General features: G+C 58.0%; 14 protein-coding genes, 1 tRNA gene and 1 pseudogene. 10 read left to right on the forward strand and 6 right to left on the reverse strand.

The window, feature by feature from the left end; all coding sequences use genetic code 11:
* Window positions 1-546 (reverse strand): annotated as a pseudogene (locus GSQ83_RS30135) (hypothetical protein); the annotation flags it as partial.
* Between the two features lie 387 nt (window positions 547-933).
* On the reverse strand, window positions 934-2163 hold the full coding sequence (locus GSQ83_RS25385) for an AGE family epimerase/isomerase (RefSeq protein WP_158805630.1): 1230 nt from the start codon (window positions 2161-2163) through the stop codon (window positions 934-936).
* A gap of 120 nt (window positions 2164-2283) precedes the next feature.
* On the opposite strand from GSQ83_RS25385, the gene GSQ83_RS25390 reads away from it, so the two are divergent.
* Window positions 2284-2925, forward strand: a complete 642-nt coding sequence (locus GSQ83_RS25390; RefSeq protein ID WP_158805631.1) for a DUF1345 domain-containing protein — start codon at window positions 2284-2286, stop codon at window positions 2923-2925.
* A 5-nt stretch (window positions 2926-2930) separates the two neighbouring features.
* Here the strand turns inward: GSQ83_RS25390 and GSQ83_RS25395 are convergent, their stop codons facing one another.
* Window positions 2931-3140: a molybdopterin-binding protein gene (locus GSQ83_RS25395; RefSeq protein WP_158805632.1), complete on the reverse strand. Its 210-nt coding sequence runs from the start codon at window positions 3138-3140 to the stop codon at window positions 2931-2933.
* 314 nt (window positions 3141-3454) lie between these two features.
* Here GSQ83_RS25395 and GSQ83_RS25400 point away from each other — a divergent pair, with 314 nt between their 5' ends.
* From GSQ83_RS25400 to GSQ83_RS25425, 6 genes are all read left to right on the forward strand, one after another.
* A complete protein-coding gene (locus GSQ83_RS25400) occupies window positions 3455-3787 on the forward strand; it encodes a DUF1488 family protein (RefSeq protein ID WP_158805633.1) in 333 nt (110 codons plus the stop codon).
* An 18-nt stretch (window positions 3788-3805) separates the two neighbouring features.
* Complete coding sequence (locus GSQ83_RS25405) at window positions 3806-3982, forward strand: hypothetical protein (RefSeq protein WP_158805634.1); 177 nt, start codon at window positions 3806-3808, stop codon at window positions 3980-3982.
* A gap of 144 nt (window positions 3983-4126) precedes the next feature.
* Window positions 4127-4202 (forward strand) — tRNA-Glu (locus GSQ83_RS25410).
* Window positions 4203-4659: 457 nt separating this feature from the next.
* Window positions 4660-4887 carry a hypothetical protein gene (locus GSQ83_RS25415; protein WP_158805635.1) on the forward strand — a complete coding sequence of 76 codons (228 nt, stop codon included), beginning with the start codon at window positions 4660-4662 and terminating at the stop codon, window positions 4885-4887.
* A gap of 123 nt (window positions 4888-5010) precedes the next feature.
* Window positions 5011-5733, forward strand: a complete 723-nt coding sequence (locus GSQ83_RS25420) for a DUF4145 domain-containing protein (protein ID WP_158805636.1) — start codon at window positions 5011-5013, stop codon at window positions 5731-5733.
* 869 nt (window positions 5734-6602) lie between these two features.
* Window positions 6603-7004 carry a hypothetical protein gene (locus tag GSQ83_RS25425; protein ID WP_158805637.1) on the forward strand — a complete coding sequence of 134 codons (402 nt, stop codon included), beginning with the start codon at window positions 6603-6605 and terminating at the stop codon, window positions 7002-7004.
* Window positions 7005-7172: 168 nt separating this feature from the next.
* Here GSQ83_RS25425 and GSQ83_RS25430 read toward each other — a convergent pair whose 3' ends face one another.
* From GSQ83_RS25430 to GSQ83_RS25440, 3 genes are all read right to left on the reverse strand, one after another.
* Complete coding sequence (locus GSQ83_RS25430) at window positions 7173-7352, reverse strand: hypothetical protein (protein ID WP_216850565.1); 180 nt, start codon at window positions 7350-7352, stop codon at window positions 7173-7175.
* Window positions 7353-7438: 86 nt separating this feature from the next.
* Window positions 7439-9877 (reverse strand): transglycosylase SLT domain-containing protein, encoded by a 2439-nt coding sequence (locus GSQ83_RS25435; RefSeq protein WP_158805639.1) that lies wholly within the window; start codon window positions 9875-9877, stop codon window positions 7439-7441.
* A 685-nt stretch (window positions 9878-10562) separates the two neighbouring features.
* Window positions 10563-11222 (reverse strand): recombinase family protein, encoded by a 660-nt coding sequence (locus GSQ83_RS25440; RefSeq protein ID WP_158805640.1) that lies wholly within the window; start codon window positions 11220-11222, stop codon window positions 10563-10565.
* Window positions 11223-11625: 403 nt separating this feature from the next.
* On the opposite strand from GSQ83_RS25440, the gene GSQ83_RS25445 reads away from it, so the two are divergent.
* From GSQ83_RS25445 to GSQ83_RS25455, 3 genes are read left to right on the forward strand one after another with little or no spacing between them, the layout of a single operon-like run.
* Window positions 11626-11946, forward strand: a complete 321-nt coding sequence (locus GSQ83_RS25445; protein ID WP_158805641.1) for a hypothetical protein — start codon at window positions 11626-11628, stop codon at window positions 11944-11946.
* Between the two features lies 1 nt (window position 11947).
* Window positions 11948-12316, forward strand: coding sequence for a hypothetical protein (locus tag GSQ83_RS25450; protein ID WP_158805642.1), 369 nt, complete (start codon window positions 11948-11950; stop codon window positions 12314-12316).
* A gap of 10 nt (window positions 12317-12326) precedes the next feature.
* The gene (locus GSQ83_RS25455; RefSeq protein WP_158805643.1) at window positions 12327-12671 is read left to right on the forward strand and encodes a hypothetical protein; all 345 of its coding nucleotides are present in this window, start codon (window positions 12327-12329) and stop codon (window positions 12669-12671) included.
* The last annotated feature ends 1188 nt before the right edge of the window (window positions 12672-13859 follow it).

Here is a 13859-nt window from a genome sequence, read left to right on the forward strand (position 1 = left end):
CTGCTGGTAGGGCGTGGGGTATTGCTGCCGCTGCTGGTACAGTGCTGGCTGCTGCGGATTCGCAGAAGGACTGTGAGCCTGCTGATAGGTCGAAGGCTGCCGCAAATACCCAGCGGCCGGCTGATAGGTCATATTGGGAGCGGGTTGACGCCGGAGCTGAGGCGCGGCGCCACTTGATTCTTCGGGATCAAAGTAGAAATAGTGTCGATGCGTTGTATGCGGCGGTTCGAAACCGGCCTGCTGCGGCGGAGCCAGCGGGGGGATAGGTGGCGGCGCGAGGTTTCCAGGTGGAGGAGGAGGTCCGCCCCCTGCGGAAATTTGGAGGAGGCTATAGTCATTTGGCGTCAGCGTGAAATTCTTGGGTGGAACGACACCTTTTTCATACAGCTCCCCGGTTTTTTCATCATAATACGCATGATTCGCTGCGTAAGCCTTGTTAGCCGCAGCGGCCCGCAGACTCCTTACAAATTCGTGATCAGTCGGTGTTAGACCCTCGTAAGGAGTCTCAAGAGTTAGTTGCTTCTTACCGACAGAACTCAGGGCCATTCTCGTACCTTTCGAAGCCTTGAAGCCAATGTTGCGGACACGATGGCACGCCGGTCTTCGTTAGCCTCCACGAGCTTCCGCGCCGGCGATCTCGAAATGAGAGATAGCCCAGGAACTTTCGTGACGAAGCATTATGTGCCTCCGGCTTTCGGATTCGCCAGCGATATTCTCGCGCGTGTAAAATCGCGTCAGGGCTACCCGCCTCTAGCGGAATGTGCCTAGTGCGCGGCCAGGAGTAACGGCGCTTCTCTTACCAACCACATCCAGAAATAACTGCTACCATCAAGCAAACTGCGAAAGCGCTCGCCCCATGCGTCACGCTCAAAGCCGAAGCCGAGGAGCGCATCGCGGCCGTCCCGCCATGCGCTCCACCATCCGTCGCGAAGACTACTGCACCGCCTCACGCACCATGGCGCCCAGACTGCCGCCCGCCGGATAGAGCGGGATGAGGCAAGCCTGCAACGCGTGGTAAATATCGGGCTTGCCGCTGAAGAACCGCGGACGCGCCACCAGCCCGTCATCCAGCTCCGAGAACCAGCCGCCATGGCGGCGGTCGAGCAAGTGATGCGCCGACCAATCCCAAACCCGGCGATACCAAACCTCGAAGACATCATCCTCGGTGCGGTCGCGCAGGAAGGCGGCGGCGGCGATCGCCTCGCAGCAGGGCCACCACAGCCGGTCGCGGATGAGCGGCGCGTTGCCGTAGTCGAGCGTGTAGTAGAAGCCGCCCGCCGCGTGGTCCCAGCCATCCGTCACCGCCTGGGTGAAGAGGCCGCGCGCCGCCTCCATCGTCCAGCCCAGCCGGCCACCGCCCAGCGCATCGAGCTGTGCGAGCAGGCGGGACCATTCCAGCGCATGGCCCGGCGTTGTGCCGAAGGGCCGGAACATGTCCGAGCCGCGATAGACCGCATCCGGCCGCCACTGGGTGTCGAAATGTTCGATCACATGCCAGCCATGGGCGCGCGCCACGCGGTTGATGAGCAGCGTCGCGATGCTCTCCGCCATTTCAAGATAACGCGCGTCCCCGGTCGCCTCGAAGGCGGCCATCAGTGACTCGGTGAGATGCATATTGGCGTTCTGGCCGCGATAGCCAGAGAGCGGCTGCCACGCCGCGTCGAACTCCTCGGCGACCGCGCCATGGGCCGGCTCCCAGAAGCGTTTCAGCAGGACATCGGTGACATCCGCGAGCAGCCGGTCGGCATCGGGGTGTCCCGCCATGCGGGCGCTGGAAGCGGCGAGCAGGACGAAGGCATGGCCATAGGCCTGCCGGCTGGCATCGGCGCCTTCGCCGGTTTCCCAGGGATAGCCGCCCGAGGCGGTGTCCCGGTGGAAATCCCACAGTGCCGCCACGCCATGATCGACAACCGTCGCGGCACCGGGCCGGCCCAGCATCTGAGCGACGGCGAAGCTATGCACCAGCCGCGTGGTGGTGATCAGCCGGCGGACCGGGCTCTCCCGCAGCGGCGCGCCGCTATCGTCGAGGTCAAAGAATCCTCCAGCCGGATCGATCACCGAATACTGAAACTGATCGAGCAAAATCTCCGCCTGGCGCGCGAGCCAGGCCCGGTGAGCGGGGCGTTCCACCCATGGCCGTCCCGCTGCTTCCGTCGCTTCCATCGTCTTCCCTCCCCATCGGCATTGGGCCTACCCGTTGCAGAGCGCGGCCGCCGATGCAATGAGCGCGTGGTCTGCCCAGGAGGCTAAGATGATCGTCCCACGCGGCCCGCGGTTCAGCTGATGCACCTCAAGCAGATTATTTCCAGCCGCCCCCGGCTGGTCGCCGCCGTGGTGGTGGGGCTCCTCGTCTATTGGTTCGTGCCGTTCCCGAAGGTCCGTCTGATTATCGGCTGGGATGCAGGTGCGGGGCTGTTCCTCGTGGTCAATGCCGTTCTGATGGCGATCACGCCGCCTCATCGCATGCCCGCGGAAGCGGCGGCCCAGCAGGACGGCGAATGGACCATCTTTGCGATGACGCTCGGTGGCGTTGTCGCGAGCGTCTTCGCCATCATTCTCGAATTCAGCGCGATCAAGAATCTGCATGGGTCGGAGCGCGCGTCGCATGTGATGGTCCTAGTCGCGACGCTGATCATTTCGTGGCTGACGATGCATCTCGTCTTCGCCCTGCGCTACGCGCATGAATTTTACACCAAGTCGGATGACGAGCTGCAGGGCGGCCTCGATTTCCCGAAGGAGCCCGAGCCGGATTATTACGACTTCCTCTATTTCTCGCTCGTTTTGGGCATGACGTTCCAGGTATCCGACGTCGATATCACCGATCGCCATCTGAGGCGTCTTGCGACGCTTCAGGGGTTCATCAGTTTTCTGTTCAACACGATCATCCTGGCGCTGACGGTGAACCTCGCGGCCGGGTTGATGTAGAGGCGCTACAGCGTCCCGACCATCACGTCCGACGCCTTGATCACGGCCACCGCCTCGTCGCCGATTTTGAGCGCGAGGTCGTCGATCGCCTCATTGGTGATCGAGGCAGTGATGACGATGCCGCCGCCAACATCGATACGGACATGGCCGGTGGTCTGTCCCTTCTGGACGGCGACGACCTTCCCTTTGATCTGGTTGCGCGCGCTGAGCTTCATGGCGATGCCGTTCCTCCCTCGTGGGCGCGCAGGCAAGCGCGCTAGGTTTGCTTCTCCTCCATGGCGGCAGCCACGTCGAGCCTGATTGGCGGCTGGGCAGAGGCTGGTCACGGGTGGGGCAGGGTGGGCAAATCCAGGGGCGCCATAATCCAGCAAAATGACGTCCGGGCGCCGTTAAAGAATTATCCAGGATAAAGCGGCTGTCTATTTTGGTCGCCGGCTCGTAATATCGAGGGTGAGCTTCCATATACATAGTGGAATTTCCGATTTTTCTTTGCGTTTCGCCTTGTCTTCCTCAGGAAGGACGTGTGTACATGACCGACATCACCCCAAAGGCCGTGCTGGCGAAGCCGAGATGGGACGGAAGTCGGGTCGTCTTTGAGATCGACGTTGGCGGCGAGCCGGTCACCTGTGCGATTTCCCGCGCCGCGCTGCAGGAGGTCAGTGGCCACCGCCATTTCTCGGCCGCCGACCTGCTGAAGTGCTTTGCGGGCATCCGCGAACAGATCGAGGGGATCGCTCAGATCAAGTTCACTTCGCGCCCCGACAGCGTCTGCGGGATCCTGAGCATCTGGGCCGACGACATCGACGACCCACCGGTGGCCGAGGCGACGGCTCGTCCGCAGGAGCAGCGCATCCGCGCTTGAGGGTGGCGCGACGTTTGGATGGGCGATGACGGCATTGATGTAACCAGGCGGGAGATCGAGATGGCCAAGGGTGAGAACCGCGGAAATCGTGAGCCGAAGAAGCCGAAGGCGGCCAAGAAGACGGTTGTCGCCGCCACTTCTTCGTTCATAAAGACACCAACAGCCGTCCTGCCGACCAAGGCCGGTCGCAAATAGTCATAGAGGCAAGGACCTTCTGGCGCGGGTTGCTGGCGGGGCAGGGTGGCCTCGCGGCTCTGGGACGGGCGGCTAACCAGTCGATACGGGGGCGGACTTGATTTCGAGGGGTGCCTCCGCTACCCAGCACCGCCCGGCGTCGATGTCCCGTTCGTCTAGAGGCCTAGGACACCAGCCTTTCACGTTGGTAACACGGGTTCGAATCCCGTACGGGACGCCACCTAGTTTCCCCTTCTAGAACAACGCCTTAGGGGCTTCATGCCATTACGGTAGTGTTCCGGAATTAGCCATTAGCCCGAAATTAGCCCTGCGAGAATCGGATGGGCTAAGGCCTGCTAATAAATCCGCCACGGACTCGGCGCAGTCCGGGCCTGTCAGACATTCACACACTTGCCCCTGAAGTGCCGCGTGGCAGACGTGACGAAAAGCGGGCACGCGCTAACCCGCAGCCTCGGCCGTGCCTCAGTTTGAGGCAAACCGGACCTTTGATTCCCGAGATGTGACTCCCCGGAACGTAAGTTCCCGGTATGTTCCCTCATAAGCGAACTCATATATGTGCCGGGTATGGGTGACGACGCGGACGTACGAGCAGCGGAAGGCGAGCGACGCCGCAAGCGCGGCCAAGAGGCATTGCGGAAACCTCTGGGGCGGTGGTCGGGCTGGAGAATCATCGCCCAATGTCCCAGCCCGTCATGCCCTCGGCCGCGCGAGCTACCCATCCAGAGGTGGCGGTCATCCGTGCTGACATGTTCGAGAAAGGCTCGGAGGCTCACGCCTTCGTCTATGCGGAGAACCGCACGGGGAAACTTACGCGGGCCGATGTCCTAGAACGGTATGAAGAGGTCTCATGGATCGTGCCGAAGATGACCCGGCTCTTGGAGACGATGGAACCGGTTGGCGGGTGACCTAGACGGCCGAAAGCCGGGGTCCTGTTCGTGTCGCGGGTCCCCGGCTGGCTAACGCGATGGTTGTGCTCGCTCAACGGCATTGCTACCCTTCCGATAACGCAACGGCGGGTGGGAAAGTCGATGGCTCAAGATACTCCGGTCTTGATGTCCCGCTGTCGCCAATGTGGAGGCAGCCGCTATCACTCGACACTCGCGGAAGAGACCCGCCTCTGGGACGAGGAGGACGTAGGAGAGGTCGGTGGTGATATCTGGGCGATCATCGAGTGTTGCGGCTGCCGCACCGTGACGCTATCGCACAGCCATTGGATTGGAAGTGACTACACATATGACCAGTCTGGCAATGCCATCACGGCAATTGACCGCGACCTATACCCGCTATCATCCGCGAGAAAGATTCCTGAATGGGGAGCCGAACTCTTCTTCGCCTTTAATGAAAAGGAGTGGTGGATAGCGCGTCTGCACAAGGACCTCTACTCAGCCCTTGCCCTGAACGCATATGGGCTGGTGGCGATGGGCGCGAGGGCAATCCTTGACTTCGTTGTCACCTCGCGAACTGGTGAAAAAGGAAATTTCAAGGAAAAACTGTCGAGACTTGCTGAGAAGACGGTTATTACCGAAGCCCAGGTCACGAGTATATTTGCTGCTTTTGATGCTGGAAGCGCCGCCGCGCATCGCGGTCATAGCCCAACGTGGAGCGAGGTATACACGCAGCTGGATATTATCGAGGATCTGCTCGACCAGCTTTATATAACCCCAACACGCCGACGACGGCAGATAAAAGAGGCTGCGGCGCTAGTGAAGAAGACGCCGCAACGAGCGCGACCTATCAAGCCTCCATCATAGGGGTGACAACATGATTATCGGAGGTCGAAGGCCTATCCCAGCCGAGCTAAAAGCCGAGATGACGGCGCACAAGTTCTTCAACCGGGGTTATGGGTTCAAGTTCCACCATACCGACATTAGCGACGCCATCTATCGGACAGGTAGCATCAGAATCAGACGGCTTCGCGATTTTGGGACCATGGAAAAAAGCTCCCTGAATGACGTTTCCGAAGGACTAGAGCAGGCTTGGAGTGGTTCCGATTCTATCTCCGTAGCGGATATACACCCCACCAATGTCGCGCATCGGACGATTGGTGGGACTGGAACTATTACGAACGTTTTTGTCGGGGTCGAGCAACCGGATGTTTATGCCTATTGCTTCTCCTGGGAGTGCACAGCGGAAGTCTTGCAATCGTTCGATGACAACCGGCCGTTTGATGCCGTTGCGCACTGCACCGACCTGCATGCTGTCGCTAGAATTGTGTGCGCAGAGCATCCCACACTTAGAGGAAGCTCTTATTGGTGCCTTCCCGTTGTCTATCGGAATCGTCTCCGGGGATTTGGCGAGGCAAGCGCCAGTAGTGAGGCAAACCCCTTCGAGAAGGACTCGCGCTTCACGCCAAACGAAGAAGGTCGCATAGTGTTCGTCCCTCCTCAACCAATTCGAGAGCATGTTGAGATTTGGCGCAGCTCAAAACTGGCGGCGCTCTTTCGTCCGTATCCTATGCCCCAATAGGCTAGGCGTTGACGGATCGATATCGCAATTACGATATCTGTCGTATAATAATGGAAACTAGCTAGACAGAAACTCTTAGATCGGTATCAGAACGGATTCGACTCTGTGTCCCGCACATGTTATATCGTCATTGCATTTGAGCGGGAGGCATTTCATGAACGGCTACGACAATCACCCCAATGACCGCGAGCCAATAGATTTCGTCCAGACTTGGTTTCAGTGGCGGATTGTCGCCTTGCTGTGCAAGGTGGCAGCCGGTGCGTTCGTTGGCCTCTTCGGCATCTTCGCGATTATAGCCGGGGGACTCTTCGGGCAAAGCGCGGAAATGGGGGTCGTCTGGGCGATGTTCGCCGCACCAGTAGCGCTCTTCGTTGGGGCATGCGTCTACACGCTTTGGCCGAAGGAGACGAACCACGCGAAGTGGCTGCGTCAACAAGCGGCGCGCCCGTGGGGACCGGAGCATGCCGAGCCGTGGAAGTCTGCGAACCCCGTGCAACTCGGCCAATACGCCGCCCAGCGGACGCGTGTAGAACCAACCTTTACGCTGCGCCGCTGACCTAATCGCCTACAACTCCACGCCGAACCAGCCCGCCGCTTTGGCGGGTTTTCGTTTACCTGGGGACGATGGGGTTGGGCCTCTACATCGCCCCCAGGTTGTCCGCCACATGGCGAACGGCGGGCACGGACGGTAGAGCCACCATAGAACTACCGTCCGTGCGTCTCGTTAGTCGGCAATCATGTTTGCGAGCGCGTTGGAATAGATGTCCGCTTCGTCATAGGTCATGCCGACCTCCTCCATCAGGTACAGACGGAAGCCCGAAACAGACCCGCCCAGGGCTTTCCGTACACGGTTGCCGGGCTGTCTTAGCGATGGCTGGAAGGCCTTGCGGTAGTGGGCAATCAACTGTTCCCGATTGCGTGGTCGTGGGGCGGAAGCGCAACGGATTGATCCATTGCTGAAGTCTATAATCATGTTCGTGTGTATCCCTATTACGGCATCTGTGGGGGTTTAGTGTGCGGTCCGCGCCAAATGGGTTGGCCACTAGGACCGCCACTCGTATGTGCGAGCCTCGTAAGTGCGGCCATCGCATCTCTTACAGACTGGGCGAATGCCGACACATCGCTAGTGGCAGTCACGATGCCGCCGGAAAACGCCAAGATAGTGTCGGATGAGAGCAACGACGCACCATTGGAATCCTGTTGCGCAGCCTGGGTCGATGCTTGCCCCGCTATGGCCAACACGCGAGCCTGTTCTTGCAGTGAATTGGCACCATTGTAACCCACGGCACCGGTAAGAATGCCGCTGGCATAGGTTGCGTTCTTACCGGGGTCTTTTGAGCCGTAGTAGTGCTCCAACGCTTGCTCGTCCGACCCGTAGCGCTTCTTCAGCAGCCCGAGATAGTCGGAGGTAACACGCGTATTCGTATCCGCATCGTAGAGGTCGGACAATTTCACGTCCTTATCCATGCCGTTTTTCTGCACATCGGCCAAGGCACCAGGACTGATTTGGCCGAGGCCGTAGTGGTCGCCATTAGTGGCACCCGGACGGAAACTTGACTCCGTATTTATGAGCGAAGCCACAATGGACGGATCCACACCAGCCCCCTTCGCATATTTCACGATGAGTCCTTTTTCCCGGTCATCCACATCCGACCAGCCTAGCCCGCTTCCTTTCGTGAGGGGTGGCGCGTTTCCGCCGCCCGACAGCCAGTTAGCAGCGGCGCTAGTGTCTTGACCCGTCATCGAGGCATACGCGGCGGTCTGCGCATATACGGGCAATCCCGACTGCTTAAGCCAGCTCGTGTCCATTTGTGCGATTTGATCTGGCTGCATCAGCTGTTTTATGCTATTGTTGTAGCCAAGTTGGTCCCCGTTCTTACCTGCCGCTGCGGCGTCACTCAGAAGCTTCTTATTCACGGGTGACAACGACGTGGGATCCAATCCAAGCTGTTTCGCGACAGCCGAAACCGATTTAGCCATGCCCCCATGTGTGTTGACGAAATTTTGCATCGCCATATTTTGGAGGGCCGAACCGTTATAGCCCGCACTGTTCGCAGAACTCAGCAAGGCACTAACGGAATCCACCACACCGGAACCATCGCGCATCGCTGCGAGACCGCCAGACGCTTCGCGCGACCAGTAGCTAGACAAGGATCCCGCATCGACATTGGTGGCACCCTTAGCCGCACTGACTTGCATCAGACTCATAATGGCGCCGCCAACGTTTGAAGCGTCGAGACCTAAACGGGCACCGGTTTGCACCGCCCCCGCCATGCGTCGGTAGAAGTCGTTGACCTGACCGGTGGCAGTCCCACGAGAAGAGAAGTTACCTTCCGCGTTGGGATTGTTCCCGGAACCACTGAGGGTCGTGAACGTCTTAGCCATTCCGGCTAAGGTGCTGGGGTCCAATCCACCAATATATTGCGCACGCGAGGCTGCCATAACGCTCGTATCGACTGCTTGTAACTGGTCGGCACTACCGATGGGTTGTCCCGCTTGCCGCGCCAAATCGAGTGCACCGGTTGGTGAAAGTCCGTATTTAGCCATCCAGGCGGGCGGTGCGCCATGTGTGTATGTGGCATCGACAAGCGATTGCCCATCGAATCCTTGGCCCCGACCGAACCGCGCGGCGCTCGACTGGAGGTCGTAGAAAGGTCTCGCACCCGCCACGAGACCATTCAGCTTCGAAGAGTATTTACCCGGCAGTTCTACCGTGTCTTTGGCAATGTCAAATGCCATCAACGCGGACGCACCGGCCGCCCCCAAGGCACCCGATTCTAAGGCACCCCGGATACTCGAAGCCTCACCGAATGATGTGGCGGCATTGCCTACACGACCAGCGAATCCGGTCCGCCCTTCGAGTGCACGACCGAGTTGCGCGGCGGCAGCACGGAAGCCGCCCCCATGCCGCGAAAAGGAGGATTTCTGGTCGTAAAGCCGGTTTTCCTGTTCGGCATTATAACGCATGTTGTGGTAGCTAGCGGCGGCACTGCGGTTGTCCCGGATGTTGTTCTCCCGTGTAGCTGCCTGGTATGTACGAAAGAACGACTGGTCAGCACGTTGCTGTTGCTTCTGACGGGCATCAAAACTGCGGTTATGATATTCCGCTTCCTGCCGGGCCTGTTTGCGGCGCGCATCGAACGAGCGATTCTCGTACTCTGCCTCTTGGCGGTAGTGCTTGCGGATGAGGTCCGCATTTTGGTTCTCTAGCTTTGCCTGGGTAGCGTATGAGCGACGGACTTGGTCCAGGTTGGAATTTATCCACTGGGCTTCCTGGCGCCGTTGGTTTTGCAGTTTCTGGTAGGATGACGCGATGCGCTTTGAGTCGTAATTGCCGAGGAAATTGCCACCTTCCTCGCTGTTACCATCACCTTCGCCACTGTTGTTGGCAGACTTGCCGCCATTACCGGTGATCGATATCTGGGGCATGGTTACGCGTCCTCACCCGGTGGATGTGCCTTACGAACAGCACGGGTATATGCATTCCGATGACTGGCACAGACGGTGCAGTTGTTACCTTTTATGTAACGCCAAGCAGGTTCGTGGCCACGTCTGCAAACGACGTCGCTCAAATAGCGAATGGCATTTGGGTCGGCTTCTAGCGCGGCTTGAATCGCGGCTTCGCGTGGCGCGCGGGCTTTTGAATAAATTTGTCGGGGCATTTGTAGGACTGCGGCTTATATAAATGATGAGGAGGAAACTTGTTCTCCTAGGATAATACTCGCTGGAAGCTGCCGCCCCTATAGTTCTGTAGGGTTTTCGTATAGCTTTCACGGACTGAAATTTTTAATGGTAAAAGTTTTATGTGGACTATGTAGCTGAGCGGGAGATTGTTTATGCGGCAATCAGGATACTGGTAGAGAAGTGAGCTGATACGAACATAAGCGAATAGGTCACGCGTAAGGGTCGCTTGATGAGCCTATAAAATTGGTAACTTTTTCACGCGGGGGTTACCCGAGTGGGCTACTCGACCCCGTCCGTTCCCCACCTCCCGGGTACCTGCCATGTAATGTCAACATGGCTCGATGGGTTCGGGGCAGTGGTACTGCATCGCAGGATGTGCGATGGTGCTAGATCATGCCTATTAGTTTCGTGAGTCGCCTGACCTCACAGGCTATGCAGCGTTATGCATGATGCGGTGTAGCGCACCCATCGATAACCGATGACCATCCAATGCAAGAGCATCCGTTATGGCCCGCATGGTGGCACCCTCAGCCCGCATGGCGTGAACCTTAGCAATCGCCTCTTGCTGTGCGGGGTGTTCTACGAGGCCGCCATCCTCTCCGACTACGAATCCGAAAGGCACCTTACCACCCAGGTAGCGACCACGTGTCTTCTGGTCAGCCTTAACGGTGCTGATGCGCTCACGGATGCGGTCACGCTCAGCCTCGGCCACCGCAGAGAGGATTGTGAAAACCAGCTTGCTGACACCGTTGCCAGTTACATCACCGCCGAGGTCAATCATGTGCAGCGATACGCCACCGGCCTTTAGCTGTGCCAGGACGCCCAGCGCATCTATGGCACTGCGGAACATGCGGTCCAGTTTTGCGGTGATTACCACGTCACCCGGCTTAATGACTGCCAGCAATGCCGCACCCTCTGGACGGTCTCCCAGGGGCACCGAACCCGATACGCCACGCTCCACGAACATGCGGTCCACGGCTAGGCCATTCATCATCGCGTAGCCTGCCAGCGTGCGCTCCTGCACAGCCAGACTCTCGCCTTCATCGGACTGGCGGGTAGTGCTGACTCGGCTGTATCCATAGACGGCCATTTTACTTGCTCGCTTGCTCGGTTGCGTCGATCCTTTCTAATCTTGCTCGGTCGCATTAGCAAGTGAAAATCTATCCAACCGAACAACAATCTTGAGCACCCGAATTCTCAATCTTGGTCTCGCTATCAGCGAACATTGGAAGGTGGACCTCGCCAGCTACGAGCCAAGCAACCCACTGCTAGCCGCGTAGCCTGCGCACCTCACGATCCTAAGCGGGCAAGTCATTCCGACCCAGCATAGGCACCACAACAGCATTGTTAAAATAACGCAGGCAAGATGACAGAATCTTCGTGGAATCCTCGCAACAACTATACAGAACTTCGCCCATGTCATGTAGATTGAGACTTGAGGTGCAGCAATTCCGAGGCACCCTTTGTAAAGTAAAGTTCAAGGTTACTAGCCCATGCTCCCCGATACCCATCAACCCACCGAGAATTCATTCCACGACAGCCCCTGGCTCACTCTTAATGGCGTTCGCCACGAGGTGGTCGGCCCGCACTACATCAACGATGCCCGTCAAGGTGGCGAACCTACCATTTCCGCAATCATCAAAGGCAATCCGGCACTGAGTGTCGATCAGGTTGTCCACTGTTCTCTTCGTGAACGGGGCGCCGAGGGCAAGACTGCCATTGGACAGTCCTTGCGCGTCGCTCACGTCGAGGATTTCCACGGCGACACTATCATTCACTTTCAAGGCGCCTGGGGCGCCGTGCGGATTAACTAAGATGCCTATTCCAAATTCAGAAACGCTGGCCACCCCCCCGGTCAGCCCCGTATCACCCGAGCCGCAGGCGTTCGTCACGATCGGCGGGATTACATTCAAACTGCTCGAAGCAGTGTATGAGAGGACTACGCCTCATAAGCCGGGCTGCATTAACGTCATCGCCTTGCACGAAAAAGCCGATGAGGTTACGCGTACAATGCGCGTGGGCTCGAAGTATCAGGTCACGTTGCGTCTGAAGGATGGCCGCGTAGTCAGCGGTTACAGCTTGGTCCTGAAAGATCTTGACGTTTTTGCCCGCATCAACCCGCCCGGCATGATGGCTTGGTTCGAAGGCGACTTTAGCGACCCCGCGTCAAACGTGCGGATATAGGATCTATATAGTGTCTCTTACACAATTTCACCGTCCCATCGCGGGCACGTTCATCGTCAACAATCAAGCTGTCGGACATTTCTACTCGCTTACCGCTAATGGCGGACGTGGGGCATGGGGTGATATACCAGCGATGACTCCGTACCTTGCGTTGGAGCTGGTCGACCGGATGGATGACGGAGCGCGTAAGATCTTTGAGGCGCATTCCGAATTCGAGCTAGAACTGATGAAATACGAGGGTGGCAAGGTTCGTGCGCAGCGTCTACGCCTCATCCGGCCAATCCCAGTGTTCGACCCTCAAACGCCATGCGTGTTGTTGGAATTCACGGCCAGTGGTTATGGGTGCATCCAGTAACCCATTGGGCTAACGAAGCGCGGCGGCGCATCACGCAATTTTATCTACGACGACGACGACGACGACGAAAACAGAAAAGGCGGCTTCCGTGATGGAGGCCGCCTTTAATGCGTAAAGTAAGTTTCCGGCTTATGCCGCACCCATCATCGTCGGCGCCGCTAGGACAGCGCCGACAAGAATCAATGTACATCGCGGCACGGATTGATCCTAGAGATGACGCCGTGACCTAAAACTCATCGCCGCATCGGCTTCGCGGCGAGGACGGGAGTTGGCGCATCGGCTTCGCGGCGGAGGAGGAAAGTGGACAATTTGTCCACTTTCCTCGGCGGGTTCCATCGTCGTCGCGGTGATGGAGCAGAGTGGACAAATTGTCCACTCTGTGGAAACGCAGTGTTTGTCGTTTTACCTATGTGGCTGGCGCGGGTCTATAACACTATACGTGATAGTGAATATCTGAATAGGATGAGGTCAGGAAGTATTTTCTCCAATTTTGGAGTGACACGTGAGGGGCTCGGCATTTTCGGCCATATGCGGGATCAATGTTCAGCTTAGTGACTGCCACAGCCGGTAACCGCGCGGTAATGCGATTCACATCACAAGATGATGCGTTTTGCATCATACCGCTTTTTTCGTCGGAATGCGTCAAGGTCCTTTATCCGATACCCGAACCCTAGGGGATGGTATCGTTTTAATGCTAAACTACTGGAAGTTAACAACTTTCATGCATGGAGTCTGCGTATGTCTGACAATATAAATTATTTGGCGCCCTCATCTCGGCCTGTCGACCTTGGGTGCGATCTAGCGCTTGCGGTCGACACATGGGCACGCTTTCGGAATTATACCTGTGCTTCCGATGCCCTCCGCGAGGTCCTGAAGGCTGGCCTTCTCGTGGCACGGGCAAAGGGGGTGGCACATGCCTAAGTCTCCTACAGCGCCCAGGAAGCGGGCCACAAAGTCGCGTAGAACACTCAGCGGTGCGCAGCAGTTGCTACACGATATCGAGGTCTATAGGGCATCGGCTGGTCACAAGACGACGACTTCCGCCGTGAAGGCATTGGCGAGACTTGGTTTGCAAAAGCTCGCGATTATCGAAGCTAGGGTCAGGACCCATTAATTGCTTGCTTCGGCTCGGCGCATTGTGATTCTGGAGATGGCGGGAGGATACCGTCATGGACAAACTGTTTCTGC

Origin of the sequence: Acidisoma sp. L85 (assembly GCF_009765865.1) — a bacterium.
Classification (GTDB): Bacteria; Pseudomonadota; Alphaproteobacteria; order Acetobacterales; family Acetobacteraceae; genus Acidisoma.

Coding starts and splice junctions, on each gene's coding strand:
- GSQ83_RS25385 (WP_158805630.1), bottom strand. CDS start 2,163: ATGGAAGCGACGGAAGCAGCGGGACGGCCATGGGTGGAACGCCCCGCT.
- GSQ83_RS25390 (WP_158805631.1), top strand. CDS start 2,284: ATGCACCTCAAGCAGATTATTTCCAGCCGCCCCCGGCTGGTCGCCGCC.
- GSQ83_RS25395 (WP_158805632.1), bottom strand. CDS start 3,140: ATGAAGCTCAGCGCGCGCAACCAGATCAAAGGGAAGGTCGTCGCCGTC.
- GSQ83_RS25400 (WP_158805633.1), top strand. CDS start 3,455: ATGACCGACATCACCCCAAAGGCCGTGCTGGCGAAGCCGAGATGGGAC.
- GSQ83_RS25405 (WP_158805634.1), top strand. CDS start 3,806: ATGGGCGATGACGGCATTGATGTAACCAGGCGGGAGATCGAGATGGCC.
- GSQ83_RS25415 (WP_158805635.1), top strand. CDS start 4,660: ATGTCCCAGCCCGTCATGCCCTCGGCCGCGCGAGCTACCCATCCAGAG.
- GSQ83_RS25420 (WP_158805636.1), top strand. CDS start 5,011: ATGGCTCAAGATACTCCGGTCTTGATGTCCCGCTGTCGCCAATGTGGA.
- GSQ83_RS25425 (WP_158805637.1), top strand. CDS start 6,603: ATGAACGGCTACGACAATCACCCCAATGACCGCGAGCCAATAGATTTC.
- GSQ83_RS25435 (WP_158805639.1), bottom strand. CDS start 9,877: ATGCCCCAGATATCGATCACCGGTAATGGCGGCAAGTCTGCCAACAAC.
- GSQ83_RS25440 (WP_158805640.1), bottom strand. CDS start 11,222: ATGGCCGTCTATGGATACAGCCGAGTCAGCACTACCCGCCAGTCCGAT.
- GSQ83_RS25445 (WP_158805641.1), top strand. CDS start 11,626: ATGCTCCCCGATACCCATCAACCCACCGAGAATTCATTCCACGACAGC.
- GSQ83_RS25450 (WP_158805642.1), top strand. CDS start 11,948: ATGCCTATTCCAAATTCAGAAACGCTGGCCACCCCCCCGGTCAGCCCC.